Raw genomic sequence first — 26,825 nt, 5'->3', positions numbered from 1 at the left:
GGGGGCAGACCCGGGGGCACTCCCGCCCGGCCCCGGGCACCGGTATTTCCGGAAGACCGGCGATCTACGCGCGTAGGAGTTACAGTGCGGAGATGACGAGCCAGACCACCGCGAAGTCCCCCACGCCGGACCAGATCCGCCGGGCGCCGAAGGTCCTGCTGCACGATCATCTCGACGGCGGACTGCGCCCCGCCACCGTCGTCGAACTCGCCCGGGAACAGGGATACTCCGCCCTTCCCGAGACCGAACCCGACCGGCTCGGCCGCTGGTTCCGCCGGGCCGCCGACTCCGGTTCGCTGGAGCGGTACCTGGAGACCTTCTCGCACACCGTCGGCGTCATGCAGACCCGGGACGCCCTGGTCCGGGTCGCCGCCGAGTGCGCCGTGGACCTCGCCGCGGACGGGGTCGTGTACGCCGAGGTGCGGTACGCCCCCGAGCAGCACCTCGAAGGCGGACTCAGCCTCGAAGAGGTCGTCGAGGCCGTCAACGAGGGCTTCCGGGAGGGGGAGCGGCGGGCGCGCGACGCCGGATACCGCATCCGCGTCGGCGCCCTGCTCACCGCCATGCGGCACGCCGCCCGCGCCCTGGAGATCGCCGAGCTGGCCAACCGCTACCGCGACCTGGGCGTCGTCGGCTTCGACATCGCCGGCGCCGAGGCCGGCTACCCGCCCACCCGGCACCTCGACGCCTTCGAGTACCTGAAGCGGGAGAACAACCACTTCACCATCCACGCCGGCGAGGCGTTCGGGCTGCCGTCGATCTGGCAGGCGCTCCAGTGGTGCGGCGCCGACCGGCTCGGCCACGGGGTGCGCATCATCGACGACATCCAGGTCGCCGAGGACGGCACGGTGAAGCTCGGACGGCTCGCCTCCTACGTACGGGACAAGCGCATCCCGCTGGAGCTGTGCCCGAGCTCCAACCTCCAGACCGGGGCGGCGGCGTCGTACGCCGAGCACCCCATCGGGCTGCTGCGCCGGCTCCACTTCCGCGCCACCGTCAACACGGACAACCGGCTCATGTCCCACACCGGCATGAGCCGGGAATTCGAGCACCTTGTCGACGCGTTCGGTTATACGCTCGAAGATCTCCAGTGGTTCTCCGTCAATGCGATGAAATCAGCGTTCATTCCTTTCGATGAACGACTGGCGATGATCAATGACGTGATCAAACCCGGATACGCGGAGCTGAAAGCCGAATGGCTGTTCCAGCAGACCGCCTCCACCAGCGGTTACCCGGCGGGTGAGGGGCAGGGCTGAGCGATCCGCGTCCGCGCCCGCGGAGGTTCTTTCACAATCCGTCCGCATTTCGATGTTTGCGGCGGACGACGCCCCGTGTTTACGGTCGGGGACCGCTCACTTTCCCCGACCTCCCATTTCGAGGACGCATTTCATGAAGCAGTCTGCTGCCAAGACCCTCGGCGTCGCCGCCCTCGGTGCCGCCTTCGCCGCCGCCGGCACGGGCGCCGCCGAAGCGGCCCCGGGTGTCCCGGACCTCGCCTCCACGGTGGACGGCGTCGTCCGGACGCTCCCCGCCGAGACCGTCGGCCAGGTCGCCCCCGGTGCGGGCAACGCCCTCGACGCCGGTCAGCGCGCCACCCACACCGGCCTGACCACCGCGCAGCCGATCGCCGAGCAGGTCGTCGCCGACCAGGTCGCCAAGGGCCCGACCGGCCCGCTCGCCGGTCTCCTCGGCGGCCTGCCGCTGAAGGGCCTGCCCACCAGCGGCCTGCCGGTCAACGGGCTCCCGCTCGGCTGACCCGCACCCGCACGCACGCACGCGCCGACGGGGCGCGCCCGGCACCACCGGGCGCGCCCCGCCGTCTTTCCCGAGGGAGTCTCCCGGGCCGTCCGGCGTCACCAGGCCGTGCGGCCCGTCGCCTTGTCCTCGGACGGGAACAGGATCCACAGCGCCAGATAGAGCAGGAACTGCGGGCCGGGCAGCAGACACGAGACGAGGAATATGACGCGCATGGTGGTGGCCGAGGTGCCGAAGCGTCGCGCCAGCGCGGCGCACACTCCACCGATCATGCGGCCCTGGGTGGGGCGGGCGAGGCTGGACATGGCGGCTCCTTCGAGAAGTGTCGACCGAGGCGCCCCGGACGGCCGCCTCATCTGCCTTCCACGGTACGGAGACGAACGAGGGCAAAGCGTCGATCTACGGGGCGATCCCGACCCTGGGAATCGTCGGGGTCCGTCCCTGAGAGGGCTCCTCCAGGGGGACGTCCTCGAACCGCCGGTGGCCGGCCCTGCGGCGGAGCCAGGCCCGGCCCGCCGGGACCACGGCGAGATGCGCCAGGGCCACGCCCACGGTGTTCAGCAGCAGCGAGTCGATGTCGGCGACCCGCCCCGGCACGCCGGTCTGCAACAGCTCGATCCCCAGGGACAGCAGGGCGCCCGCGGCCGTGACCCGCACCAGTGAGGCCAGCGGCGAGACATCGATCCGGCCGCCCGCCATCGGCAGCAGCACGCCCAGCGGGGCCAGCAGTCCCAGGCCGCCGCAGACGCAGCGGGCCGCCTCCGGCCAGCCAAGGGCCAGCTCGCTCCGGATGCCCTCGAAGGGCCGCAGATTGGCGGGCATCACCCAGGGGACGTCGAGAGGGCGCAGCGTGAGCCAGGCGACGAGCACGAGGTGTGCGACGAGGAGGACGCCTCCCGTCACACGGATGCGGATCGCGGCGCTGCCGCCGAAGAAGCCTTGACGCTGCACGCCTCCTCAGACGCGGCCCGCCGCGCGCGCGGTTCCGGACTCTCCCCCGCACGGGTGAGTCATGCGCCACACGGCGCCTCGGACGCCCGGGGAGCGGCGCCCGCCCGCCCGCGGGGCCCGGACGGCATCCCCCCTGCCCGGAGGGCGGCGGCCCCGCCCGGCGAGGCTGTCCGGACATCCGTACGGAAGGCCCCCGCGCCCGCTGCCGGGCACCGCGCGTAGACCGCCGGTCCGAGCCCGCCCGCCCTCCGCTTGCGGGACGCGGGGCCGGGACGGGGGACAGGGGACAGGGGACACAGCCGGACGGCGCCCGGCGGTAGCGCCGGGCGCCGGTCAGTTTCCGGTGACCTTCCTTGACGGCGGCTCGTTGCTGCCCGGCCGGGAGCGCACCTCGTCGGTGCACACGTACCGCCGCGGCGTCTGCTCCGCCGGGCCGCCGAGGATCACCGAGCCGTCGTCCTCGGCCGCCGCCGACTCCGCGAAGGTGCAGACGACCTGGGCCAGGGCGTACGACGTGAGGGCGTCCGGCGCGACGCTCAGCCGCAGGGTGCCGTCCGGGTCGTCGCCGCGCGGCTCCCGCACGGTGATCGAACCGGGGACGTCGGTGGTGTACCGGGCCTCCGTCTCCGCGGCCGACGGCGGCGCGGACAGCTCGTCCAGCAGCCCCGCCGCGACCGACACCCGGCGCCCGGCACCGTCCGCGCCGTCCGGCACCGTCACGGTCCGGTCCACCGCGACCAGCGACGAGCCGCACAGCAGGTACACCCGTACGTCAAGGCCCGTGGCCGGCTCCGTGGCCGCGCCCGGCTCGGCGAGCGAGCAGCGCACCCGGGACGGCGCCGGACCGAAGTCCGTCGGCACCTCCGTGGCCCGGATGCCGCACCCGGTGAGCACCAGGGCCAGTACGGCCAGCACGGGGAGCGCCGGCAGGCGGCGTACGGTCATCAGCCCTGTCCCTTCGCGTCCTTGCCCCGGCCGGTGCCCCGGGAGTCGTCCGGGTCCGGCTCCGTCAGCGCCGACGCGTCCTGCGGCAGCCGCAGGGTGAACACCGCGCCGCCGTCGGGGTGGTTGCCCGCGGTGATCTCACCGCCGTGGATGTGCGCGTTGGCGAGCGCGATGGAGAGGCCGAGCCCGCTGCCCTCGGAGCGCGGCCGGGAGGCGCTCGCCTTGTAGAAGCGGTCGAAGACGTGCGGCAGGACGTCCTCCGGGATGCCGGGCCCGTGGTCGCGGACCGCGATCACGACCTCGTCGGCGACCGCGCTCACCGAGACGCGCACCGGCGACCCGCCGTGCTTGAGCGCGTTGCCGATGAGGTTGGCCAGGATGACGTCGAGGCGGCGCGGGTCGAGCCGGGCGTGGATGCCCCGCTCGGCGTCCAGGTCGACGGCGTCCAGCCAGGCCCGCGCGTCGATGCAGGCGGTGATCTGGTCGGCGACGTCGACGTCGTCGAGGACCAGCCGGGCGGTGCCCGCGTCGAAGCGGGTGACCTCCATCAGGTTCTCGACCAGGGTGTTCAGCCGCCGGGTCTCGCTGACCACCAGCCGGACGGCGGGCTCGATCATCGGGTCCATCGACCCGGACTCCGCCTCCAGCTCCTCCTCCAGGACCTCCGTCACGGCTGTGATCGCCGTCAGCGGCGTCCGCAGCTCATGGCTCATGTCGGCCACGAAGCGCCGGGAGGCGGAGTCCCGCGCGGCCATGTCCTCGACCCGCTTCTCCAGTGCCGCGGCGGCGCTGTTGAAGGTCCGGGAGAGGTCGGCCAGCTCGTCGGTGCCGGAGACCTGGAGCCGGGTGTCCAGCTTGCCCTCGCCGAGCCGGCGCGCGGCCGACCCGAGCCGGTGCACCGGCTTCAGCACGGTCGTCGCCAGGGCCTGCGCGAGCAGCGCGGAGCCGATCAGGGCCAGCGCCGTGGCGATCCCCAGCGACCAGGCCAGCGAGCCCAGGTCCTTGGCCTCGGGCTCCAGCGACTTGAACATGTACCCGGTCGGGCCGCCGCCGATGACCCGGCTGCCCGCCACGAGGTACGGGGTGTCGTCGGCGGATATCCGCTGCCAGTACAGGTGGTACGGCGACTTGTTCGCCGACGTGACCTTCTGCTCCTTGTTCACCGCCGTGCGCAGCGACTCGGGCACGTCGGAGAGGGAGAAGCCGTCCGGGCCGCCGGAACTGCCGTACAGCGCGTTCCCGGCGGAGTCCTCGGCGACCAGCAGCACCCCGAAGCGCTGGCTGCTGTTGGCCATCTGCCCGGCGGTGTGCTGGAGCTCGTCCTGCGTCGGGTCCTGGGGCAGCGAACCGGCCCGGTTGCGCATCTCCTGCTCGAAGTCGCGCAGCACGGCGTCCTGGGTACGGGTGAGGACCGCCTCCCGGTTCAGCCAGTACGCGATGCCGGACGCGGTGACGGCGGCGGTCAGCGCCACCAGCCCGAAGACGACGACCAGCCTGAGCCGCAGGCTGGTGAAGCGCAGCCGCGACCAGACCCCCTTGCGCGCCGCGGTCCAGCCGCGGGGAGACTCCGTTTGTTCCTGGGTCACTGAGGCGGATCCAGCCGGTAGCCCACACCCCGCACGGTACGGATGAGCGTCGGGGACGACGGCACGTCCTCGACCTTGGCGCGCAGCCGCTGCACGCAGGCGTCCACCAGCCGCGAGTCGCCGAGGTAGTCGTGCTCCCACACCAGCCGCAGCAACTGCTGCCGGGAGAGCGCCTGACCGGGCCGCCGGCTCAGTTCGAGCAGCAGACGCAGCTCGGTCGGGGTGAGCTGGAGGTCCTCGCCGTTCTTGGTGACGGTCATGGCGGCGCGGTCGATGACCAGACTGCCGAAGCTCGCCGCGTCGGTCGACTCGCGTTCCCCGCGCCGCAGTACGGCCCGGATACGGGCGTCCAGCACCCGCCCCTGGATCGGCTTGACCACATAGTCGTCGGCGCCGGACTCCAGTCCGACCACCACGTCGATGTCGTCGCTGCGCGCGGTCAGCAGGATGATCGGCAGCTGGTCGGTGCGCCGGATGCGGCGGCACACCTCGAAACCGTCGATGCCGGGCAGCATCACGTCCAGCACGATCAGGTCCGGCCGTTGCTCGCGCAGCAGTTTCAGACCGTCCTCACCGCTGGCAGCCGTGGCCACCCGGTGACCCTGGCGCGTCAGAGAGAGCTCCAGGGCCGTACGGATGGCGTCGTCGTCCTCGATCAGCAACAGGGAAGGCACAGGCTCATTCTGGCCCATGGAGGGGGTGGGGTTCGACCGGTGGGTCGTGAAGCACGCGTCCCTACCGTCGGGCCCTGTGAAGGAACTGTGGTCCCGCGGTGACAGGGCGCTGTGACAGGTCTGTGACAGTCGGCGGACACGGCCATGAAGTGACCCCGGCAGGATTCTCGGCACAGGCAGAACAGCAAGCCGAACACCGGAAGTCCACGACGGGGGGCGCGAGATGAATACGCTGCACGGCACCAGCACCAGCGCAGTGATCACGCGTCTGCACGACGTGCACACGCACCGGGGTTCCGAGAAGTCCGGTGCCGCCGTGAGCGGGCGGGGGTGCGCTCGCGGCGGCACTGGGCGTCAGCACACCGGCTACATGTCGGTGATCGACGCCCGCACGGGGGAGCCCGAGGGGGGCCCGGCGGCGTACGGGGAGGCAGAGGGGGAGCGTCGCTCGCTGTCGGAGGCGGAGTTCACCGCCTACGTCCAGGAGCGCCGCGCCTCCCTGTACGCCACCGCCTACCACCTGACCGGTGACCGCTTCGAGGCCGAGGATCTGCTGCAGAGCGCGCTGTTCTCGACCTACCGGGCGTGGGACCGGATCAGCGACAAGGCGGCCGTCGGCGGATACCTCCGCCGCACCATGACCAACCTGCACATCAGCGCCTGGCGGCGCCGCAAGCTCAACGAGTACCCGACCGAGGAACTGCCGGAGACGCCCGGCGACACGGACGCGATGCGCGGCACCGAACTGCGCGCCGTTCTGTGGCAGGCGCTGGCCCGGCTCCCCGAACTCCAGCGCACCATGCTGGTCCTGCGCTACTACGAGGGCCGCACGGACCCGGAGATCGCGGACATACTCGACATCAGTGTCGGCACGGTGAAGTCCAGCATCTGGCGGTCGCTCCGCCGGCTGCGCGAGGACGAGGTCCTCAGCTTCGGCCGTGACCGTGAGGACGCCTTCGGCGAACTCGTCGCCTGAGGGCAGCCCGGCCGGGGGGCCGGAAAAAAAGTTGGAGCCCGGGTGTATCACCAGGGGGGTGCCGGGCTCTTACTCACACGGGGGAAACACCACGGAGACCGTGGAGTTCGGGGGAGCTCCGCGGAACCCACGGGGGAAGCACCAGGGGAACGGGGGAAAGGGCACGGGGGAACACGGGGGAGCAGGAAGGGAACGGGACTGGAGGGCCGGGGGGTCCGTCCAGTCCCGTTTTCCGTGCCCGCGCCTCCTTGTCCCGTACCCGCGTTCCCGTTTTCCGTGCCCGCGGTCCAGCGCCTCGTGCCCGCGTTCCTGTCCGCGCGTACGCCGCCGTCGGGCGTGTCAGGCCGCCGTACGGGCCGTGGCGCAGCGTCCCGCCGCCGCGGCGGCCAGCCGGCCCATCGCCTCGTCCCGGTCGCAGGCGTGGGCGCCCAGCGCGGTCTGCCGGGCGATGATCGTCCGCTCCCGCCGCATCAGCCGCCAGCCGCGCCGCAGCAGGAACGGCACCGACTTGCGGCCCTCCCGCAGATCCCGCAGGAAGCGCCGGCGGAACGTCGTCAGCGAGCCGCGGCTCAGGCAGAGCGCGTCGGCCAGCACCCCCGTCTCCCGGCAGCGCGTCACGATCTCGGCGGCGAAGATGCCCTCGGCGATGAAGAGCGGGGTCCGGCCGATGTCGGCCGTCTCCGCGCCGGTGCGGGCGCTGAGCGAGATGTCGTAGACGGGCACGGCCGTACGGCCCGTGCGGCACAGCTCCGTGATGGCGGCGACGGCCGCGTCCGCGTCCCAGGAGTCCGGGTGGTCCCAGTCGATGTCGGCGCTGCCCGGCACGAGCGGCAGCGTCGGGTCGGTGCCCTCCTTGTAGAAGTCGTCGAGCCGCAGCACCGGGAGACCGGAGTGGGCGGCGAGGAGGGACTTGCCGGAGCCGGAGGGGCCGCAGAGCAGCACCACGCGCGTCGGTATGGGTGGATGGGAGCTCACGGGAGACCAGTGTGCGGCATGGACCGGCCGCCGCAGGACCCCGCGGGTCGGCTTTGAAGCGCGCATCACATCTCAACTACGCTGCGCATCGTTCCGATTACTCTGTGCAGTAGTCCGCAGGTACTCCGCAGCAAGAGGTGGCAGCAGCGATGGCCCGACACTCGTCCTCCCGAACCCCGACCGCCCAGCGCGCCCTGGTCGCCCTCGCGACCGCCTCGGTGGCGCTCGGAGCAGGTGCGGCGACGGCCTCCGCGGAGAGCACCGACCTCATCGCCGGGATCGGGCACACGCGCCCCACCTCGCTGGGGAAGATCGACCCCGAGGCCGGGATGGAGGCCACGACCATGGCCCTCGGCTACGTCACGGCCCCGGTGGCGGGCCTCAAGCCCAACCCGCTGGCCGGCACCGGCGTCGACCCCCTGGACAACGGCGTCGGCACCAAGGTCGCCGACTTCAAGCCGCTGTCCTCGCAGACCCTGACCGGCCCGGTCGCGCAGGCGGACTCCGTCGGCGGCCTGCCGCTGGTGGGGCGGGCGGCGGGCGCGCTGGGCGCCTGACCACCCGCCGCACGCCGAGCGCCGCGCACCCGCCCGTCCGGGAGGGGCGCGGCGCTCCGGTGTGCGGCAGCCGTCAGTACGAGGAACCCGACGCGCCCAGCGCGCCCGTGGGGTGCCACACCGTCTTGGTCTCCAGGAAGGCCGTCAGCCGCTCGGTGCCCGGCGTGACCGTCCAGTCGTCCACAGGCTGTGGACGCAGGACGCGCTTGAGGTTGTCGGCGGCGGCGACCTCCAGCTCCTTCGCCAGTTCACCGTCCGCGCCCGCGAGGTCGATCGCGTTCACGTCCTGGTGGGCGGCGAGCGGCGCCGCGATCTCCGCCGTACGGCCGGTCAGGATGTTGACCACGCCGCCGGGGACGTCGGAGGTGGCGAGCACCTCACCGAAGGAGAGCGCCGGAAGCGGGGACCGCTCGCTCGCGATCACGACCGCCGTGTTGCCGGTGGCGATCACGGGCGCGACGACGGAGACCAGGCCCAGGAGGGACGGCTCCTGGGGGGCCAGGACCGCGACCACGCCCGTCGGCTCCGGCGAGGAGAGGTTGAAGAACGGGCCGGCGACCGGGTTGCCGCCGCCCACCACCTGGGCGATCTTGTCGGTCCAGCCCGCGTACCAGACCCAGCGGTCGATCGCTGCGTCCACCTGCTCGGCCGCCTTCGGCTTCGACAGGCCCTCGGCGTCCGCGACCTCGTGCGCGAACTGGTTGCGGCGGCCCTGAAGCATCTCCGCGATCCGGTACAGCACCTGACCGCGGTTGTACGCCGTGGCCCCCGACCAGCCGCCGAACGCCTTGCGCGCGGCGACCACCGCGTCCCGGGCGTCCTTGCGGGAGGAGAGCGGCGCGTTCGCCAGCCACTTGCCCTTCGCGTCGCTCACCTCGTACACCCGGCCGCTCTCGGAACGCGGGAACTTCCCGCCGACGTACAGCTTGTAGGTCTTCAGGACACCCAAACGATCAGACATCGAGGTACGCCTCCAGGCCGTGGCGGCCGCCCTCGCGGCCGAAGCCCGACTCCTTGTAGCCGCCGAACGGCGACGTCGGGTCGAACTTGTTGAACGTGTTGGACCAGATCACGCCCGCGCGGAGCTTGTTCGCGACCGCCAGCATGCGCGAGCCCTTCTCCGTCCAGATGCCGGCGGAGAGGCCGTACGGGGTGTTGTTGGCCTTGGCGACGGCCTCGTCGGGCGTACGAAAGGTCAGCACCGACAGGACCGGGCCGAAGATCTCGTCACGGGCGATGGTGTGCGCCTGGGTGACACCCGTGAAGAGCGTCGGGGCGAACCAGTACCCCGCGGAGGGCAGTTCGCAGGCCGGGGACCAGCGCTCGGCGCCCTCCGCCTCACCCTGGTCGGCCAGCGCGGTGATGCGGGCGAGCTGCTCCGCGGAGTTGATCGCGCCGATGTCGGTGTTCTTGTCCAGCGGGTCGCCGAGGCGCAGCGTCGACAGGCGCCGCTTCAGCCGGTCGAGCAGCTCGTCGTGGATCGACTCCTGCACCAGCAGCCGGGAGCCCGCGCAGCAGACCTGGCCCTGGTTGAAGAAGATGCCGCTGACGATGCCCTCGACGGCCTGGTCGAGCGCGGCGTCGTCGAAGACGATGTTGGCGCCCTTGCCGCCCAGCTCCAGGGTGAGTTTCTTGCGGGTGCCGGCGAGAGTGCGGGCGATCTCCTTGCCGACGGCCGTGGACCCGGTGAAGGCCACCTTGTTCACGTCCGGGTGGGCGACGAGCGCGGCGCCCGTACGGCCGTCACCGGTGACGATGTTGACGACGCCCTTCGGCAGACCCGCCTGGCGGCAGATGTCCGCGAAGAAGAGCGCGGAGAGCGGGGTCGTCTCGGCGGGCTTCAGCACCACCGTGTTGCCGGTCGCGAGCGCCGGGGCGATCTTCCACGCCAGCATGAGGAGGGGGAAGTTCCAGGGGATGACCTGGCCGGCGACGCCCAGCGGCTTCGGGTCCGCGCCGAACCCCGCGTGGCCGAGCTTGTCCGCCCAGCCCGCGTAGTAGAAGAAGTGCGCGGCGACCAGCGGGAGGTCGGCGTCGCGGGTCTCCCGGATCGGCTTGCCGTTGTCGAGAGTTTCCAGGACGGCCAGCTCACGGCTGCGCTCCTGGATGATCCGGGCAATCCGGAACAGGTACTTCGCCCGCTCGGAGCCGGGGAGCGCGGACCACTTCTCGAACGCCGCGCGGGCGGCGCGCACGGCCCGGTCGACGTCCTCCTCGCCGCCCTCGGCGACCTCGGAGAGGACCTCCTCGGTCGACGGGCTGACCGTCTTGAAGACCTTGCCGCCGGCCGCCTCGGCGAACTCGCCGTCGATGAACAGGCCGTAGGAGGGCGCGATGTCGACGACCGAACGCGACTCCGGCGCCGGCGCGTACTCGAAAGCGGACGCGGATGCGGGTGTGGGTGCGGATGCCATGGTGATCAGTCCACCGTCACGTAGTCGGGGCCGGAGTAGCGGCCGGTGGCCAGCTTCTGACGCTGCATCAGCAGGTCGTTCAGGAGCGAGGAGGCGCCGAAGCGGAACCAGTGGTTGTCCAGCCAGTCCTCGCCCGCGGTCTCGTTGACCAGGACGAGGAACTTGACGGCGTCCTTGGCCGTCCGGATGCCGCCGGCCGGCTTCACGCCGACCTGCACGCCGGTCTGCGCGCGGAAGTCGCGGACCGCCTCCAGCATGAGGAGGGTGTTGGCCGGGGTCGCGTTCACCGCGACCTTGCCGGTGGAGGTCTTGATGAAGTCGGCGCCGGCCATCATGCCGAGCCAGCTCGCGCGGCGGATGTTGTCGTACGTCGACAGCTCGCCCGTCTCGAAGATGACCTTCAGCCGGGCGTCCGTCCCGCAGGTCTCCTTCACGGCGGTGATCTCGTCGTACACCTTCAGGTAGTTCCCCGCGAGGAACGCGCCGCGGTCGATGACCATGTCGACCTCGTCCGCGCCCGCCGCGACCGCCTCGCGCACGTCGGCCAGCTTGACCGCGAGGGAGGCGCGGCCCGCCGGGAACGCGGTGGCGACCGAGGCGACCTTGACGCCGGAACCGGCGACGGCCTCCTTGGCGGCGGGCACCATGTCCGGGTAGACGCAGACGGCCGCCGCGGCCGGGGTGGTGCGGTCGGTCGGATCGGGGCGGACCGCCTTCGCGCCGAGCGCCCGGACCTTGCCCGGGGTGTCCGCGCCCTCCAGCGTCGTCAGGTCGACCATCGAGATGGCGAGGTCGAGGGCGTACGCCTTCGCGGTCGTCTTGATCGAACGGGTGCCGAGCGAGGCGGCGCGCGCCTCCAGGCCGACCGCGTCGACGCCGGGCAGCCCGTGCAGGAAGCGGCGCAGCGTGCTGTCGGACGCGGTGAGGTCGGCGAGTCCGGGTGCGGGTGCAGTGGTGGGCATGGTCACCAGCCGAGCATATCTACGCGCGTAGCGGCTGTACAGCCCCCGGGACCGGTACCGGCGGCGGGCTCCGGCGGGGCCGTCGTGCACAATCGGCACATGACGACCCCGGAGCCTTCACCCTCGCCGCAGCCCACGGGGCCCGTGTCCAAGGACCGGGTCTACCGCTCGCCCGCGGGCATCGCCGGCGGTGTCCTGCTGCTCGGCATCGTCCTGTGGCTCGGCATCGACGCGCTGGTCGTGGGCGAGGGCGACACCCCGTGGATCGCGCTCGCCGCGATGCTGCTCGTGGTGCCGCTGGTGGCCGCGTACACCCTGCGGCCCGCCGTCTTCGCGGGGGAGGACCGGCTGCGGGTGCGCAACCCGCTGCGGGTGGTCGTCCTGCCCTGGGGCGAGATCGCGTCGCTGCGGTCCGGCTACTCCAACGAGGCGGTCACCGCGGCCGGCGTGAAGTACCAGCTCTGGGCGGTCCCGGTGTCGCTGCGCGCCCGCAAGAAGGCCGCGCGGCGGGAATCGCGACGTGCCTCCGGGGACGCGCGGGGCGCGGGGCGCGGCGGGTTCGGCCTCACGGGGCAGCGGGCGTCCGCGATGGAGCCGGCCGACGGGCCGGTGCGCGCCGAGACCGACAAGGTGATGGACGAACTGCGCGTCCTGCTGGAGACCCGCGAGAAGGCCGAGACGGCCCAGGGCGAGGTCACGGCCCGCTGGGCCTACGAAATCATGGCCCCGGCACTGGCGGGGGCGATCCTGCTGACGGTACTGATCACCACCGCCTGACGCCCCGCACGGCCGATGGTGCACCTGTCAACAGGCGGCGAACGGGTGGTGGGTGGGCAAAGGTCCAGGACGCGCACCCCCACGCACCCGCACCCGCCCCCGCCCCCGTCCCCGCAGCGCGAAGCGCCGTCGTCCCCGCAGCGCGAAGCGCGAAGCGCAACGCGCCCCCCTCAAGGCGCGCTGGGCCACACCAGGATCATGTACGCCCCGCAGTACGCCGACCCCAGCACGGCCGCTGTCAGGAACAGCGCCCGATGGCGGACCGACGCCCGCGCCAGATGCGCCGCCAGCGGCAGCAGCAGCGGAAACGCCGGCAGCAGAAAGCGGGCGCGCGGAAAGTACACGCCGCCGCTCCCCAGCACGATCGCCAGCAGCACCCCCGTGAACACGAGCAGCACGAGCGGCTGGCGGTCCAGGACCGACAGCGCGAACAGCACCACGGCCCCGCCGAGCACCAGCGTCACCATCACCAGGAACAGCTGCGGCGTGGCGTCGCGCGCCAGCAGGTGCCGGGTCAGCTCCAGGGTCCGTACGCCGCCGTCCAACTGGTTGTGCCACAGCCGCTGCACGGCGAAGTACCCGTCCCAGCGGCCGAGCCGCAGTCCCACCCAGACGAGGTACGCGCACCAGCCCAGCGGCGCGAGGAACACGGCGGCCAGGGCGCGGGGCCGGAAGGGCCGGTGGCGCAGGGCGAGCAGCGCCGTGACGCAGACCGCCGCGGCGACGGCGACACCGGTCGGCCGGGTCAGCCCCGCCAGTACCGCCAGCGACGCCGCCCACAGCCAGCGGCCGGTCAGCACGGCGTACAGCGACCACGCCGCGAACACCGTGAAGAGGGACTCCGTGTAGCCCATCCACTGCACCAGGCCGACCGGGAACGCGCCCCACAGCGTCGTCAGCAGGATGCCGGTCCGGCGGCCGTGCAGCCGCTCGCCCACGGCGAAGACACCCCACGCGGCGACGAGCGACGCGACGACCGCGATGCCCACGGCGGTGGAGGCACGACTGCCCGGCGTGAGCACCGCGACGGCCTTCACCAGCACCGGGTAGAGCGGGAAGAACGCCAGGTTGTTCGTGTTGTGCGCGGTGCCCAGCTCGTGGGTGTAGCCGTGGTCGGCGATGCCCAGGTACCAGTTGGAGTCCCACTGGGTCGCCAGGATCGGCCACACCCCGTGGTGGCGCCGGTGCGCCCACTCGGCGATCACCAGCAGACCCGTCAGGCGTACGGCGAGATAGGCGGCGAGGGCCGGCGCGGCGCGGTGCAGGGCGCGCAGCAGCCGCCGGGCGCGGTCGCGCCACGCGGTGACGCGCGGCGCCGGGGCGGCTGGAGGCCGCGGCCGGGGCCGCCGGGTGCCCGGGATGCGTCCGCTCGGAGTGGTTTCGGGGGCGGTCGAGGACACGGCGGCGGCTCCCTGGGCGGCTCGGTGGTGGTTCCGGTCCACCGTTGCCCGGGGGGCGGCGCGGGACGGGGAGGGCGGGTCAACCTCCGGGCGCGTTTCACCCGTGAGGGTGCCCGCCGGGTGGCGGCCCGCCTCCCTCCCGCCCTCGCGTCAGATGCCCGCAGCAGAGGAGAGGTCGCGCTTCAGCGCCTCCAGGATCTCCGTCGCCCGCTTACGGGCCGCCGGGAGCGCGGCGTGGTCGGCGACCGGGACGATCACCTCCAGGTAGCACTTGAGCTTCGGCTCCGTGCCGCTGGGGCGGACGATGACCCGGGCGCCGTCGAGCGTGTAGCGCAGCCCGTCGGTCGGCGGCAGCGTCTCCGTGCCCAGGGTGAGGTCCTCCGCGCGCGTGACCGGCAGCTGGGCCAGGCGGGTGGGTGGCTCCTCGCGCAGCCGGCGCATCGCCTCGGCGATCACCGACGTGTCCTCGACCCGTACGGAGAGCTGGTCGGTGGCGTGCAGACCGTGCTCCACGGCGAGGTCGTCCAGGAGGTCGAGCAGCGTACGGCCCTCCTCCTTGAGCGCGGAGGCCAGCTCGGCCAGGAGCAGGGCCGCGGTGATGCCGTCCTTGTCGCGGACGCCCTCGGGGTCGACGCAGTAGCCGAGGGCCTCCTCGTAGCCGTAGCGCAGCCCCTCGACGCGGGCGATCCACTTGAAGCCGGTCAGCGTCTCGGCGTAGGGAAGGCCGGCCGCCTCGGCGATGCGGCCGAGCAGCGCCGAGGAGACGATCGACTCGGCGAACGTGCCGCGCGCGCCGCGGCGCACCAGGTGCGCGGCGAGCAGCGCGCCGACCTCGTCGCCGCGCAGCATCCGCCAGTCGCCGCCGTCGGGCACGGCCGCCGCGCACCGGTCGGCGTCCGGGTCGTTGGCGATGACCAGGTCCGGGGCCGACGCGCGGGCCCGCGCGAACGCCAGGTCCATCGCGCCCGGCTCCTCCGGGTTGGGGAAGGCGACGGTCGGGAACTCCGGGTCCGGGTCGGCCTGCTCGGGGACGACGTCGGGGGCCGGGAAACCGGCGCGGGCGAAGGCGGCGAGGAGGGTGTCCCGGCCGACGCCGTGCATCGGGGTGTAGACGGTACGGGCCGTACGGGCCGATCCCGGGGCGAGCACGGCGTCCGTACGGGTGAGGTAGGCGTCCAGGACGGCGTCGTCCAGGACCTCCCAGCCGGAGCCGGGACGCGGTACGTCGTCCAGGCTCCCCACGGCGTCGATCTCCGCGGCGATGCCGGCGTCCGCCGGGGGCACGATCTGGGAGCCGTCGCCGAGGTAGACCTTGTAACCGTTGTCGCGCGGCGGGTTGTGGCTGGCGGTGACCTCCACGCCCGCGACCGCGCCGAGGTGGCGGACGGCGAAGGCGAGGACGGGGGTGGGCAGCGGACGGGGCAGGACGGCCGCCCGCAGACCGGCGCCGGTCATCACCGCGGCGGTGTCCTCGGCGAACGTCGCGGACTTGTGCCGGGCGTCGTAGCCGATGACGACGAGGCCGCCGGTGTGGCCCTCTTTCCGCAGGTACGCGGCGAGTCCGGCGGCGGCGCGGATCACGACCGCGCGGTTCATGCGCATCGGGCCGGCGCCGAGTTCGCCGCGGAGGCCGGCGGTGCCGAACTGGAGGGTGCCGGTGAAGCGGGCGGCGAGTTCCGTGACGTTCCCGGCCTCCCCTGCCTTGATGAGGTCCGCCAGTTCGGCGCGGGTCTCCGGGTCGGGGTCCTCGGCCAGCCAGGCCCTGGCCCGGGTGAGGAGAGCGTCGTCTTGCACGTCGGTGGCCTCTCGTGCGGGGAGTACGGGTGAGCGTGCGGGTGAGTGGGGGGCCCGAAGTGTCACGGGCGGCGCAAGCCGGTCTACAGGCGGTTCAGGAGCTGGGTCAGCAGGGAGCCCATCCGGGCAGCCGAGTCCCGGCCCGCCTGGAGGACCTCCTCGTGGTTCAGCGGCTCGCCGGTCATGCCCGCGGCGAGGTTCGTGACCAGGGAGATGCCGAGCACCTCCGCACCGGCCTCGCGCGCCGCGATCGCCTCCAGGACCGTCGACATGCCGACGAGGTCCGCGCCGATGACCCGGGCCATGCGGATCTCGGCCGGCGTCTCGTAGTGCGGGCCGGGGAACTGGGCGTAGACGCCCTCCTCCAGCGTGGCGTCGACCTCCTTGCACAGGGCGCGCAGCCGCGGCGAGTAGAGGTCGGTGAGGTCGACGAAGTTGGCGCCGACGATGGGGGAGGTGGCGGTGAGGTTGATGTGGTCGCTGATCAGCACCGGCTGACCGGGGCGCATGCCCTCGCGCAGACCGCCGCAGCCGTTGGTGAGGACGACCGTCTTGACGCCGGCGGCGACCGCGGTGCGCACGCCGTGCGCGACGGAGGCGACGCCGTGACCCTCGTAGTAGTGGGTGCGGCCCAGGAACACCAGCGCGCGCCGGTCCCCGACCGTGTACGAGCGGATCTTGCCGCCGTGGCCCTCGACCGCCGGAGGCGGGAAACCGGGCAGGTCGGTGACCTGGAGCTCGGCGTCGGGGGCGCCCAGCGCGTCCACCGCCGGGGCCCAGCCGGAGCCCATCACGAGGGCGACGTCGTGGGTCTCGGCGCCCGTGATCTCGCGCAGGCGGGCCGCGGCGGCGTCGGCGGCGCTGTAGGGGTCGCCCTGGATGTCGTCCGGAAGAAGAGATGCGTTCACGCGGATGAGGGTAGCCGCTTTTGACCTACGCGCGTAGATGCGTGAGGTCACGGTATCGCGATCGTTGAGACCGCTGTGCCGGGGCGGCCGGCCGGCACCTCACTCGTCCGTGATCAGGACGTCCTTGTCATTGAAGACCTCGACGATGAAGATCAGCAGGCGGCCGCGGCTCACCGTGTATTCGACCAGCACGTTCTGCGTGAGCCGGATCGTACGGTCGTCGCCGGTGGAGCCTATGGGGCGTGACACGGAGAGGAAGGGGTCGCGGGCCAGCAGGGAAATGCCCTTGTCGAAGGCGGTGCGCTGCCGGTCGTCCAGCCGGTCGCGGGCCTCGGCGGCCTGCACCGTGAAGTAGACCTCGTACGTCGTGGGGGGCATCTGATCTCCCGGTGGTGCGTCTGTACCCGAAAGTCTAGGTTCCGCCGCCGCCTCAGCAGGGCCGCTTGCGCAGTTCCATCACGTAGTCGTGGGGGGCTCCGGCGGACTCGGCCGCGTCGGCGATCTCGCCCAGGTAGCGGGCGGAGGGCAGGCCGCCCTCGTAGGCGTTGAGGACGTAGGTCCAGGCGCCTTCCTCCCCGTCCAGGGTGTGCGCCCGTACGCGCGTGCGGCGGTAGATGTCCAGGCCCGTCCCCTCCCACCGGTCGAGGGAGTCCTCGTCCATCTCGGCGATGTCGTACAGCGCGACGAAGACCTGCGAGAACGGGTCCTCGACCAGCGTCGCCAGCGCGCCCTCCCAGCCCAGCTGCTCGCCGCCGAAGGTCAGCCGCCACCCGTTCAGCCAGCCGGTGGCGCGCAGCGGCGAGTGGGGAGCGCGGCGGGACATCAGCCGCGCGTCGAGGTTGCCGGCGTACGCGGCGTAGAGCGACATGGGGAGAGGGTACGGGGTCGGCCGGATAACGGGGGCGCATCGGGGCGGGGCCCCGGGCGGTCCTCGGCCGGGGCGTACGGGACAATGGAGTACGTGACTCGGATCGTGATCATCGGTGGCGGACCCGGCGGATACGAAGCGGCGCTGGTGGCCGCGCAGCTCGGCGCGGAGGTGACCGTCGTCGACTGCGACGGTCTGGGCGGCGCGTCGGTCCTGACCGACTGCGTGCCGTCGAAGACCCTGATCGCCACGGCCGAGGTGATGACCACCTTCGACTCCTCCTACGAGGAGCTGGGCATCATCGTCGCCGACGACACCCCGCCGCTGGAGCAGGCCGCCCGGGTGGTCGGCGTGGACCTCGGCAAGGTCAACCGACGGGTGAAGCGGCTCGCGCTCGCCCCGTCGCACGACATCACCGCCTCCGTCACGCGGGCCGGCGCGCGCGTCATGCGCGGCCGCGGCCGGCTGGAGGGCATGCAGGGCCTCGACGGCTCGCGCAAGGTCGTCGTGCGCGCCGCCGACGGCAGCGAGGAGACGCTCACCGCGGACGCCGTCCTCATCGCCACCGGCGGTCACCCGCGCGAGCTGCCCGACGCGCAGCCCGACGGCGAGCGCATCCTCAACTGGACCCAGGTCTACGACCTCACCGAACTGCCCGAGGAACTCATCGTCGTCGGTTCCGGTGTGACCGGCGCCGAGTTCGCCGGCGCCTACCAGGCGCTCGGCTCCCGCGTGACGCTGGTGTCGTCCCGCGACCGCGTGCTGCCCGGCGAGGACCCGGACGCGGCGGCGGTCCTGGAGGACGTCTTCCGGCGCCGCGGCATGAACGTCATGGCGCGTTCCCGCGCCCAGTCCGCCAAGCGGGTCGGCGACCGCGTGGAGGTCACCCTCGCCGACGGCCGGGTCATCAGCGGCACCCACTGCCTGATGGCGGTCGGCGCCATCCCCAACACCGAGGGCATGGGCCTGGAGGAGGCCGGCGTCCGGCTCAAGGAGTCCGGGCACATCAAGACCGACAAGGTCTCCCGGACCTCCGCGCCGGGCGTCTACGCCGCCGGTGACGTCACCGGCGTCTTCGCGCTCGCCTCCGTCGCCGCCATGCAGGGGCGCATCGCCATGTACCACTTCCTCGGCGACGCGGTCACCCCGCTCAACCTCAAGACCGTCTCCTCCAACGTCTTCACCGACCCCGAGATCGCCACCGTCGGCTACTCGCAGGCCGACGTCGATGCCGGCAAGATCGACGCCCGCGTCGTCAAGCTGCCGCTGCTGCGCAACCCCCGCGCCAAGATGCAGGGCATCCGGGACGGCTTCGTCAAGATCTTCTGCCGGCCGGGCACCGGCATCGTGGTCGGCGGTGTCGTCGTGGCGCCGCGCGCCTCCGAACTCATCCACCCCATCTCGATCGCGGTGGACAACAACCTGACGGTCGAACAGATCGCGAACGCTTTCACGGTGTACCCGTCGCTTTCGGGGTCGATCGCCGAGGTCGCGCGGCAGCTCCACACGCGGAAGTCCGGCGCGGAGGGCTGACCCTCGTAACGGCCCCGAACGGCCCCGCATGGCCCGGAACGGCAACTCCCCGCTGGTCGCGGGGGGTTGCCAGACATGCGTGCGGCATAGTCGGGGAGAATAGGCCCTTATACCACTCACGGTGTGGGTGTGCGAACAACTTCTGTTATTCGGCGCATACTGCTGAAAGCAGACGGTCAGCCGCGTTACTGTCAGTTTCGTGTTCGCTGCAGAACGTCGCCAATTGATCCTCGAAATGGTGCGAGCCAACGGAGCCGTGTCGCTCCGTGAACTCGCCCGCGTCGTCCAGACCTCCGAAGTGACCGTACGGCGGGACGTGCGCGCACTGGAGGCAGAAGGACTCCTCGACCGCCGGCACGGCGGTGCGGTATTGCCGGGCGGTTTCACGCGGGAGTCCGGCTTTCCGCAGAAGTCTCATCTCGCGACCGCCGAGAAGACGGCCATCGCCGATCTCGCCGCGGGCCTTGTCGAGGAGGGCGAGGCCATCGTGGTGGGAGCGGGAACCACCACGCAGGAGCTGGCCCGCCGGCTCGCCCGGGTGCCCGGCCTGACCGTCGTCACCAACTCGCTGCTGGTCGCCCAGGCGCTCGCCCACGCCAACCGGGTCGAGGTCGTGATGACCGGAGGCACCCTGAGAGGGTCCAACTACGCCCTCGTCGGCAGCGGTGCCGAGCAGTCCCTCCAAGGGCTGAGAGTGTCGAAGGCATTCCTGTCCGGGAGCGGGCTGACCGCCGAGCGGGGGCTCTCCACCTCCAACATGCTGTCGGCGTCCGTCGACCGCGCGCTCGTACAGGCCGCCTCCGAGGTCGTCGTCCTCGCCGACCACACCAAGCTGGGCACCGACACGATGTTCCAGACCGTGCCCACGGAGGTGATCACCCGGCTCGTCACGGACGACCCGCCCGGCCACGACGACCGCGCGGGCACGGAGTTGCAGGCCCTCGCCGACCAGGGCGTACAGATCGCCGTCGCCGGTACGTCGGGGGGAGCGGCGGGCCAGGGAGGCCCGGGGGGTGATGCCGGTCCGGCGCGTCAGCAGCGCCGGGACGTGCCCCTTCCCGGCCCGCGACGTCAGGTCCCCGGCGCCGGGGCGGGGCTGCGGTCGGCCGCTCCACTGGGCGACCAGGCCGCCGCGGCGGAACAGCGGGCGCGGGTGGCGGACATGCGGCGCCGCTGAGCGACGCCGGTCCCCGGCCGCTCCACGTACCCACCCACGTACGGCCGCGCGGCTCTCCGTACGGCAGGGCGCCCGGCAGACCGCTGTGAACGGTCTGCCGGGCGCCCTGCCGTACGGGTGCCGCACGGATCAGTCGCCGTACGGATCAGTCGCCGTACGGGTGCCGTACGGGTCAGTCCTTGATCTCGCAGATCGCGGCGCCCGACGTGACGGACGCGCCGACGTCCGCGGTCAGGCCCTTGATCGTGCCGGACTTGTGGGCGTTGAGCGGCTGTTCCATCTTCATGGCCTCCAGGACCACGATCAGCTCGCCCTCCTCGACCTCCTGGCCCTCCTCCACCGCGATCTTGACGATCGTGCCCTGCATGGGCGAGGCGAGGGTGTCACCGGAGGCCGCGGGGCCCGACTTCTTCGCCGCGCGCCGCTTGGGCTTGGCGCCCGCCGCGAGGCCCGTACGGGCCAGGGACATGCCGAGCGAGGACGGGAGGGAGACCTCCAGGCGCTTGCCGCCCACCTCGACGACGACCGTCTCGCGGCCGGTCTCCTCGTCGGTGTCCGCACCGGCCGCCGCCGTGAACGGCTTGATCTCGTTGACGAACTCCGTCTCGATCCACCGGGTGTGGACCGTGAACGGGTCGTCGGAGCCGGTCAGCTCCGGCGCGAAGGCAGGGTCCCGCACGACCACGCGGTGGAACGGGACGGCCGTGGCCATGCCCTCCACCTGGAACTCCTCCAGCGCCCGGGAGGCGCGCTCCAGCGCCTCCTTGCGGGTGCGGCCGGTGACGATCAGCTTGGCCAGCAGGGAGTCCCAGGCCGGGCCGATGACACTGCCGGACTCCACGCCCGCGTCCAGGCGGACACCCGGGCCGGACGGCGGGTCGAAGCGGGTCACCGTGCCGGGGGCGGGCAGGAAGCCCCGGCCCGGGTCCTCGCCGTTGATACGGAACTCGAAGGAGTGACCGCGCAGTACCGGGTCGCCGTAGCCCAGTTCCTCGCCGTCGGCGATGCGGAACATCTCGCGGACCAGGTCGATGCCGGCGACCTCCTCGGTCACCGGGTGCTCGACCTGGAGACGGGTGTTGACCTCCAGGAAGGAGATCGTGCCGTCGAGGCCGACCAGGAACTCGACCGTGCCGGCGCCGACGTAGCCGGCCTCCTTCAGGATCGCCTTCGAGGCGGAGTACAGCTGGTCGAGCTGGTCCTGGGACAGGAACGGCGCCGGGGCCTCCTCCACCAGTTTCTGGTGGCGGCGCTGCAGGGAGCAGTCACGGGTGGAGACGACCACCACGTTGCCGTACCGGTCGGCCAGGCACTGGGTCTCCACGTGCCGCGGCTTGTCCAGGTAACGCTCGACGAAGCACTCGCCGCGGCCGAAGGCGGCGACCGCCTCGCGGACCGCCGAGTCGTACAGCTCCGGGACCTCGTCGAGGGTGCGGGCCACCTTCAGACCGCGCCCGCCGCCGCCGAACGCCGCCTTGATGGCGATCGGCAGACCGTGCTCCTCGGCGAAGGCGACCACCTCGTCGGCGCCGGAGACCGGGTCCGGGGTGCCCGCGACCAGCGGCGCGCCGGCCCGCTGGGCGATGTGCCGGGCGGCGACCTTGTCACCGAGGTCCCGGATGGCGTGCGGCGGCGGACCGATCCAGATCAGCCCGGCGTCCAGGACGGCCTGCGCGAACTCGGCGTTCTCCGACAGGAAGCCGTAGCCGGGGTGGACGGCGTCGGCCCCCGCCTCGCGCGCCGCGTTGAGGACCTTCTCGATGTCCAGGTAGCTGGTGGCCGGGGTGTCACCGCCCAGGGCGAACGCCTCATCCGCGGCGCGGACATGCAGAGCGTCCCGGTCCGGGTCGGCGTACACGGCCACGCTCGCGATGCCGGCGTCCCGGCAGGCCCGGGCCACGCGGACAGCGATTTCGCCACGGTTGGCGATGAGCACCTTGCGCACGATTGAGGCTCCCTCCTTGAAACAAGCCGAGTTTAGGGACTGCCGACACGGACCTTCGACCCGTCCCCAATGGTGAGCTTGCCCACACGGAGCGTGATGCGTGGCCCGCTCGACCGGCGAAAGCCCTTGTCGTGTCAGGGTGCGCCGGGTTCCTCCCGGAAACCCTAGCTGCCCGGTGTGGTCAAGGTCTCTGTGAGAGCGTGCTGCGCCCCACTCGGTTTCTTTGTCGAGTCCCTACGAATGGACCAATGATTCTTTGCTCGTAGCTCAACCCTTGTCCGTTGGTTTACCCACGAGTAGCGTCCGTGATGTAACCGAACGTACTCGTGGTAACCGGAATTTCGCTCGGAAGGTGGGGGTCGGGTTGCGCAGGCCGGTGGCGTGGGTCGTTGCGGTGCTGCTCTTCGTCGAGGCGCTCGGCGTCGTGGCGCTGAACTGGATCCTCGGGATCGTCGTGGGCCGGCAGCGGATGTCCCTCGCCGGACTCGACGCCGACCTGATGTCCGTGTCGGCGAAGATCGCCGGCATCGTCTTCGGCCTCTACTTCGCCCTGTGCGGGCTGGTCGCGCTGCTGGTGGCGGTGCGCGACCGCCGCCCCGCCGGCCTCGGCCGGGTCCTGCTGATCAGCGCGGCCGTGACGCACGCGCTGCTCGGCGCCTTCTGCTGGGGCCTGGTGGGGGCGGCGGCCTTCGCCTACATGGTCGTCGTCCTCGGGCTCATCGTGCTGCTGCTGATGACCTACGACGCCCCGCGGGCGGAGCGGGACCCCGCCCCGGTCAGTCCGCCGCCCCCGCCGGAGCCCACAGCTCCGTGATGCCGACGCCCAGGTCGGCGAGGAGGCGGCGGAGCAGCGGCAGGCTGAGGCCGATCACGTTGCCGTGGTCGCCCTCGATGGAGTCGATGAACGGCGCCGAGCGGCCGTCCAGGGTGAACGCCCCGGCGACGTGGAGGGGCTCGCCCGAGGCGACGTAGGCGGCGATCTCCGCGTCGCTCGGCTCGCCGAACCGGACGACGGTGGAGGCGGTCGCGGAGACGTGGCGGCCGGTTGCCGTGTCCCAGACGCAGTGGCCCGTCTGCAGCGTGCCGGAGCGGCCGCGCATCGCCTTCCAGCGGGCGGTGGCCTCCTCGGCGTCGGCGGGCTTGCCGAGCGCCCGGCCGTCCAGGTCGAGCACGGAGTCGCAGCCGACGACGAGGGCGCCGGCCGTCTCGGGGCGGGCGGCGACCACGGACGCCTTGGCCTCGGCGAGGGCGAGGGCCAGTTCGGCGGGGGTGGGGGCGGTGACGGCGTCCTCGTCCACGCCGCTCACGATCACCTCGGGGGCGAGCCCGGCCTGGCGCAGGAGCCCGAGCCGGGCGGGGGACTGGGAGGCGAGGACGAGGCGACGGGGCTGATCAGTCATGCGGTCAGGTTAGCCAGGGCGGTACGGCTCACGCCGACAGACCGATCACGATCATGATCAGGATCATGGCCAGGGCGACGAGGAGGCCGAGGCGGCGGAGCATGTTCTGTGCGTCGCGCAGCTCTTCGGGGGGTTTGTCTTCGGGGTCGGACCAGAGCATGCCACCAGCGTGCGTCCGGGGCGGTGCCGGGCGCCTGAGTAGGGGTACTCAATTCGGCGCCCGGCGACGCACCGCCGTGCGCGGTTCCCCGCGCCCCTGAGAGCCCCTCAGCCCGGCCAGTACGTGCGGGCCCACGCGGTGGGGCCCGGGTGGGGGACGTTCGCGCGGGCGATGCGGGACGGGTCCGACCACGCGTCCCCCGCCGGCTCCGCGCCGGACGGCTCGGGTGTCTGTGCCGCCGCGGCGCGGGCGCGGACCACCGCGACAGCGGCGGCCAGCTCCTCGGGCGTCGGATTTCCCCGTACGACCTTGATGTTCAAGGTGCCTCTCCTCTCCGGGAACCAGGGACCAGGGACTACGGACTACGGAATACGGACTACGGACTACAGGGGGATGTTGCCGTGCTTCTTCGGCGGGAGGGACTCCCGCTTGGTGCGGAGCTGGCGCAGGCCCCGGACGATGTGGGCCCGGGTGTCGGAGGGCAGGATCACCGCGTCGACGTAGCCGCGCTCGGCGGCGGTGTACGGGTTGAGGAGGGCGTCCTCGTACTCCTGCATCAGGCGGGCGCGGGCCGCCTCGGGGTCGTCCGCGTCGGCGATGGCGCGGCGGTGCAGGATGTTGACGGCGCCCTGCGCGCCCATGACGGCGATCTGCGCGGTGGGCCAGGCGAGGTTGAGGTCGGCGCCCAGGTGCTTGGAGCCCATCACGTCGTAGGCGCCGCCGAACGCCTTGCGGGTGATGACGGTGATCAGCGGGACCGTCGCCTCGGCGTAGGCGAAGATCAGCTTGGCGCCGCGGCGGATGATGCCGTCGTGCTCCTGGCCGACGCCCGGGAGGAAGCCGGGGACGTCCACGAAGGTCAGCACGGGGACGTTGAAGGCGTCGCAGGTGCGGACGAACCGGGCCGCCTTCTCGGAGGCGGTGATGTCGAGGCACCCGGCGAGCTGCACGGGCTGGTTGGCGACGATGCCGACCGGGCGGCCCTCGACGCGGCCGAAGCCGGTGAGGATGTTCGGCGCGTACAGCGGCTGCGTCTCGAAGAACTCGCCGTCGTCCAGGACGTGCTCGATGACCGTGTGCATGTCGTACGGCTGGTTCGCCGAGTCCGGGACGAGCGTGTCCAGCTCGCGGTCCTCGTCGGTGACCGTGAGGTCGGCCTCCTCGGGGAAGGCCGGGGGCTCGGAGAGGTTGTTGGACGGCAGGTACGACAGCAACTGCTTGACGTACTCGACGGCGTCCTTCTCGTCGCCCGCCATGTGGTGCGCGACGCCGGACGTCGAGTTGTGGGTACGGGCGCCGCCCAGCTCCTCGAAGCCGACGTCCTCGCCGGTGACCGTCTTGATGACGTCCGGTCCTGTGATGAACATGTGCGAGGTCTGGTCGACCATCACGGTGAAGTCGGTGATCGCGGGGGAGTACACCGCGCCGCCCGCGCAGGGCCCGACGACGAGGGAGATCTGCGGGACGACACCGGAGGCGTGGGTGTTGCGGCGGAAGATCTCGCCGTAGGCGCCGAGGGAGGCGACGCCCTCCTGGATACGGGCGCCGCCGGAGTCGTTGATGCCGATGACCGGGCAGCCGGTCTTCAGCGCGAAGTCCATGACCTTGCAGATCTTCTGCCCGTACGTCTCGCCCAGCGCCCCGCCGAAGACGGTGAAGTCCTGCGAGAAGACGGCGACCGGACGGCCGTCGACGGTGCCGTAGCCGGTGACGACGCCGTCGCCGTAGGGGCGGTTGGCGTCCAGACCGAAGCTGGACGAGCGGTGCCGGGCGAACTCGTCCAGCTCGACGAAGCTGTCCTCGTCGAGGAGGAGGGCGATCCGCTCGCGGGCCGTCAGCTTGCCCTTGGCGTGCTGCTTCTCGACGGCGCGTTCCGAACCGGCGTGCGTCGCTTCCTCGATGCGGCGTCGCAGGTCCGCGAGCTTGCCCGCGGTCGTGTGGATGTCGGGCTGCTGCACTTCCGGCTCGGACATCGGGATGCGGCTCCCTGCCTGGTCAGATGGGGGACGGTGTTCCATCGCAGCGTAGTGGGGCCGCTACCGATCGGCAGTGCGGTGTTTCCCACACCTAGGGTGGCTTGCATGACACCGCGAGATGCCTCAGACGGGAACGGCGGCCGCTGGTCCGACCTGGACCGGCCGCCCCTCAACGCCACCGCCCTGCGCAGGGGCCTGGTGCGGCAGGGCGGGCTGTGGCGCGAGGTGGAGGTGGTGCAGCGCACCGGCTCCACCAACTCCGACCTGGTGGCGCGCGCGGCCGACGGCCGCGCGGCGGAGGGCGCCGTCCTCGTCGCGGAGGAGCAGAACGCGGCCCGGGGACGGCTGGACCGGCGGTGGACCGCACCGGCCCGCTCCGGCCTGTTCTTCTCCGTGCTGCTCTCCCCGGCCGAGGTGCCGGTGGCCCGCTGGGGCTGGCTGCCGCTGCTCACCGGCGTCGCGGTGGCCGCCGGGCTCGCCCGTTCGGCGGGCGTCGACACCGCCCTGAAGTGGCCCAACGACCTGCTCGTCACCGTGGACGGCGAGGAGCGCAAGGCCGGCGGCATCCTCGCGGAGCGCGCCGGCGACGCCGGGGTGGTGATCGGCGTGGGCATCAACGTCACGCTGCGCGCGGACGAGCTGCCGGTCCCGCGGGCCGGGTCGCTCGCCCTGGCCGGCGCGGTGAGCACGGACCGCGACCCGCTGCTGCGCGCGGTGCTCAGGTCCCTGGAGGACTGGTACGGACGCTGGCGCGCGGCCGGCGGCGACCCGGGACCCGCGGGCCTCCAGGAGGCGTACGCGGCCGGGTGCGCCACGCTCGGCCGCACGGTCAGGGCGGAACTGCCGGGCGACCGCTCCCTCACCGGCGAGGCGGTCGCGCTGGACGGCGACGGCCGCCTGGTCATCGCCACCGCGGAGGGCGTGCGGCAGCCGGTGGGGGCGGGCGACATAGTGCACTTGCGCCCGGCGTGAGGGCGGCCGGGCCTGTCATGCCCGCGCGCCCGATGCGGGCGTGAGCGCGGCGGGCGGCGGTCGCGGGCCGGGGCCGCCCCGGCCACCTGCGCGCCGACCCACCGGCCTACCGGGCGGCCC

The 26,825-nt window shown here is 72.5% G+C and carries 28 protein-coding genes; 9 read left to right on the top strand and 19 right to left on the bottom strand.

Annotated elements, in window-relative coordinates:
- Positions 1-92: 92 nt before the first annotated feature.
- Both UW392_RS41120 and UW392_RS41115 read left to right on the top strand, forming a co-directional pair.
- Positions 93-1,256 carry an adenosine deaminase gene (locus tag UW392_RS41120; RefSeq protein WP_320780384.1) on the top strand — a complete coding sequence of 388 codons (1,164 nt, stop codon included), beginning with the start codon at positions 93-95 and terminating at the stop codon, positions 1,254-1,256.
- A 133-nt stretch (positions 1,257-1,389) separates the two neighbouring features.
- Positions 1,390-1,755 carry an ATP-binding protein gene (locus UW392_RS41115; protein WP_320780383.1) on the top strand — a complete coding sequence of 122 codons (366 nt, stop codon included), beginning with the start codon at positions 1,390-1,392 and terminating at the stop codon, positions 1,753-1,755.
- A gap of 98 nt (positions 1,756-1,853) precedes the next feature.
- Here the strand turns inward: UW392_RS41115 and UW392_RS41110 are convergent, their stop codons facing one another.
- The 5 genes from UW392_RS41110 to afsQ1 form a co-directional block, all read right to left on the bottom strand.
- Complete coding sequence (locus UW392_RS41110; protein ID WP_320780382.1) at positions 1,854-2,060, bottom strand: PspC domain-containing protein; 207 nt, start codon at positions 2,058-2,060, stop codon at positions 1,854-1,856.
- 94 nt (positions 2,061-2,154) lie between these two features.
- The gene (locus tag UW392_RS41105; protein WP_320780381.1) at positions 2,155-2,706 is read right to left on the bottom strand and encodes a VanZ family protein; all 552 of its coding nucleotides are present in this window, start codon (positions 2,704-2,706) and stop codon (positions 2,155-2,157) included.
- Between the two features lie 333 nt (positions 2,707-3,039).
- Positions 3,040-3,651, bottom strand: coding sequence for a hypothetical protein (locus tag UW392_RS41100; protein WP_320780380.1), 612 nt, complete (start codon positions 3,649-3,651; stop codon positions 3,040-3,042).
- Positions 3,651-5,237: a HAMP domain-containing sensor histidine kinase gene (locus tag UW392_RS41095; RefSeq protein ID WP_320780379.1), complete on the bottom strand. Its 1,587-nt coding sequence runs from the start codon at positions 5,235-5,237 to the stop codon at positions 3,651-3,653. Before UW392_RS41095 ends, UW392_RS41100 begins: the two co-directional genes overlap by 1 nt.
- Positions 5,234-5,911: a two-component system response regulator AfsQ1 gene (afsQ1, locus tag UW392_RS41090; RefSeq protein ID WP_320780378.1), complete on the bottom strand. Its 678-nt coding sequence runs from the start codon at positions 5,909-5,911 to the stop codon at positions 5,234-5,236. The genes UW392_RS41095 and afsQ1 overlap by 4 nt, the downstream gene beginning before the upstream one ends.
- A 223-nt stretch (positions 5,912-6,134) precedes the next feature.
- Here afsQ1 and UW392_RS41085 point away from each other — a divergent pair, with 223 nt between their 5' ends.
- Entirely contained in the window at positions 6,135-6,887 is a 753-nt protein-coding gene (locus UW392_RS41085) for a SigE family RNA polymerase sigma factor (RefSeq protein ID WP_320780377.1), read from the top strand.
- Between the two features lie 339 nt (positions 6,888-7,226).
- Here UW392_RS41085 and UW392_RS41080 read toward each other — a convergent pair whose 3' ends face one another.
- Positions 7,227-7,829: a uridine kinase gene (locus UW392_RS41080; protein ID WP_414497135.1), complete on the bottom strand. Its 603-nt coding sequence runs from the start codon at positions 7,827-7,829 to the stop codon at positions 7,227-7,229.
- Between the two features lie 182 nt (positions 7,830-8,011).
- Between UW392_RS41080 and UW392_RS41075 the strand changes: the two genes are divergently transcribed.
- Complete coding sequence (locus UW392_RS41075; RefSeq protein ID WP_320780375.1) at positions 8,012-8,419, top strand: hypothetical protein; 408 nt, start codon at positions 8,012-8,014, stop codon at positions 8,417-8,419.
- A 73-nt stretch (positions 8,420-8,492) separates the two neighbouring features.
- On the opposite strand, the gene UW392_RS41070 is transcribed toward UW392_RS41075, so the two are convergent.
- The 3 genes from UW392_RS41070 to deoC are packed head-to-tail and all read right to left on the bottom strand — an operon-like array spanning position 8,493 to position 11,795.
- Complete coding sequence (locus tag UW392_RS41070; protein WP_320780374.1) at positions 8,493-9,380, bottom strand: aldehyde dehydrogenase family protein; 888 nt, start codon at positions 9,378-9,380, stop codon at positions 8,493-8,495.
- Positions 9,373-10,833 (bottom strand): aldehyde dehydrogenase family protein, encoded by a 1,461-nt coding sequence (locus tag UW392_RS41065; RefSeq protein ID WP_320780373.1) that lies wholly within the window; start codon positions 10,831-10,833, stop codon positions 9,373-9,375. The genes UW392_RS41070 and UW392_RS41065 overlap by 8 nt, the downstream gene beginning before the upstream one ends.
- Positions 10,834-10,838: 5 nt before the next feature.
- Positions 10,839-11,795, bottom strand: a complete 957-nt coding sequence (gene deoC, locus UW392_RS41060; protein WP_320780372.1) for a deoxyribose-phosphate aldolase — start codon at positions 11,793-11,795, stop codon at positions 10,839-10,841.
- A gap of 99 nt (positions 11,796-11,894) precedes the next feature.
- Between deoC and UW392_RS41055 the strand changes: the two genes are divergently transcribed.
- Entirely contained in the window at positions 11,895-12,572 is a 678-nt protein-coding gene (locus UW392_RS41055; RefSeq protein ID WP_320780371.1) for a PH domain-containing protein, read from the top strand.
- A 170-nt stretch (positions 12,573-12,742) separates the two neighbouring features.
- Here the strand turns inward: UW392_RS41055 and UW392_RS41050 are convergent, their stop codons facing one another.
- From UW392_RS41050 to UW392_RS41030, 5 genes are all read right to left on the bottom strand, one after another.
- Positions 12,743-13,972, bottom strand: coding sequence for a hypothetical protein (locus tag UW392_RS41050; RefSeq protein ID WP_320780370.1), 1,230 nt, complete (start codon positions 13,970-13,972; stop codon positions 12,743-12,745).
- 150 nt (positions 13,973-14,122) lie between these two features.
- The gene (locus tag UW392_RS41045; protein ID WP_320780369.1) at positions 14,123-15,766 is read right to left on the bottom strand and encodes a phospho-sugar mutase; all 1,644 of its coding nucleotides are present in this window, start codon (positions 15,764-15,766) and stop codon (positions 14,123-14,125) included.
- Between the two features lie 83 nt (positions 15,767-15,849).
- A complete protein-coding gene (locus tag UW392_RS41040; RefSeq protein WP_320780368.1) occupies positions 15,850-16,674 on the bottom strand; it encodes a purine-nucleoside phosphorylase in 825 nt (274 codons plus the stop codon).
- Positions 16,675-16,773: 99 nt separating this feature from the next.
- A complete protein-coding gene (locus UW392_RS41035) occupies positions 16,774-17,052 on the bottom strand; it encodes a hypothetical protein (protein ID WP_320780367.1) in 279 nt (92 codons plus the stop codon).
- Between the two features lie 52 nt (positions 17,053-17,104).
- Positions 17,105-17,542 (bottom strand): gamma-glutamylcyclotransferase, encoded by a 438-nt coding sequence (locus UW392_RS41030; protein ID WP_320780366.1) that lies wholly within the window; start codon positions 17,540-17,542, stop codon positions 17,105-17,107.
- A gap of 84 nt (positions 17,543-17,626) precedes the next feature.
- Here UW392_RS41030 and UW392_RS41025 point away from each other — a divergent pair, with 84 nt between their 5' ends.
- Both UW392_RS41025 and UW392_RS41020 read left to right on the top strand, forming a co-directional pair.
- Entirely contained in the window at positions 17,627-19,075 is a 1,449-nt protein-coding gene (locus tag UW392_RS41025; protein ID WP_320780365.1) for an NAD(P)H-quinone dehydrogenase, read from the top strand.
- A 199-nt stretch (positions 19,076-19,274) separates the two neighbouring features.
- On the top strand, positions 19,275-20,252 hold the full coding sequence (locus UW392_RS41020) for a DeoR/GlpR family DNA-binding transcription regulator (protein WP_320780364.1): 978 nt from the start codon (positions 19,275-19,277) through the stop codon (positions 20,250-20,252).
- Positions 20,253-20,424: 172 nt separating this feature from the next.
- Here the strand turns inward: UW392_RS41020 and UW392_RS41015 are convergent, their stop codons facing one another.
- A complete protein-coding gene (locus tag UW392_RS41015; RefSeq protein ID WP_320780363.1) occupies positions 20,425-22,197 on the bottom strand; it encodes a biotin carboxylase N-terminal domain-containing protein in 1,773 nt (590 codons plus the stop codon).
- Positions 22,198-22,573: 376 nt separating this feature from the next.
- Here UW392_RS41015 and UW392_RS41010 point away from each other — a divergent pair, with 376 nt between their 5' ends.
- Positions 22,574-23,011 (top strand): hypothetical protein, encoded by a 438-nt coding sequence (locus UW392_RS41010; RefSeq protein WP_320780362.1) that lies wholly within the window; start codon positions 22,574-22,576, stop codon positions 23,009-23,011.
- Here the strand turns inward: UW392_RS41010 and UW392_RS41005 are convergent.
- The 4 genes from UW392_RS41005 to UW392_RS40990 all read right to left on the bottom strand — a co-directional run bounded on the left by UW392_RS41005 (position 22,974) and on the right by UW392_RS40990 (position 25,730).
- Positions 22,974-23,597, bottom strand: coding sequence for a nucleoside triphosphate pyrophosphatase (locus tag UW392_RS41005; RefSeq protein WP_320780361.1), 624 nt, complete (start codon positions 23,595-23,597; stop codon positions 22,974-22,976). The genes UW392_RS41010 and UW392_RS41005 overlap by 38 nt on opposite strands.
- A 28-nt stretch (positions 23,598-23,625) precedes the next feature.
- Positions 23,626-23,757: a morphogenic membrane protein MmpB gene (gene mmpB, locus UW392_RS41000; RefSeq protein WP_320780360.1), complete on the bottom strand. Its 132-nt coding sequence runs from the start codon at positions 23,755-23,757 to the stop codon at positions 23,626-23,628.
- Positions 23,758-23,864: 107 nt separating this feature from the next.
- Positions 23,865-24,077: an acyl-CoA carboxylase subunit epsilon gene (locus UW392_RS40995; protein ID WP_320780359.1), complete on the bottom strand. Its 213-nt coding sequence runs from the start codon at positions 24,075-24,077 to the stop codon at positions 23,865-23,867.
- Between the two features lie 63 nt (positions 24,078-24,140).
- Positions 24,141-25,730 carry an acyl-CoA carboxylase subunit beta gene (locus tag UW392_RS40990; RefSeq protein WP_320780358.1) on the bottom strand — a complete coding sequence of 530 codons (1,590 nt, stop codon included), beginning with the start codon at positions 25,728-25,730 and terminating at the stop codon, positions 24,141-24,143.
- Positions 25,731-25,838: 108 nt separating this feature from the next.
- Between UW392_RS40990 and UW392_RS40985 the strand changes: the two genes are divergently transcribed.
- Positions 25,839-26,705, top strand: a complete 867-nt coding sequence (locus tag UW392_RS40985) for a biotin--[acetyl-CoA-carboxylase] ligase (RefSeq protein WP_320780357.1) — start codon at positions 25,839-25,841, stop codon at positions 26,703-26,705.
- Positions 26,706-26,825 lie beyond the last annotated feature (120 nt).

The sequence above is a fragment of the Streptomyces sp. CRN 30 genome (genome assembly GCF_034105845.1).
This window is presented reverse-complemented; position numbering and strand designations above follow the sequence as displayed.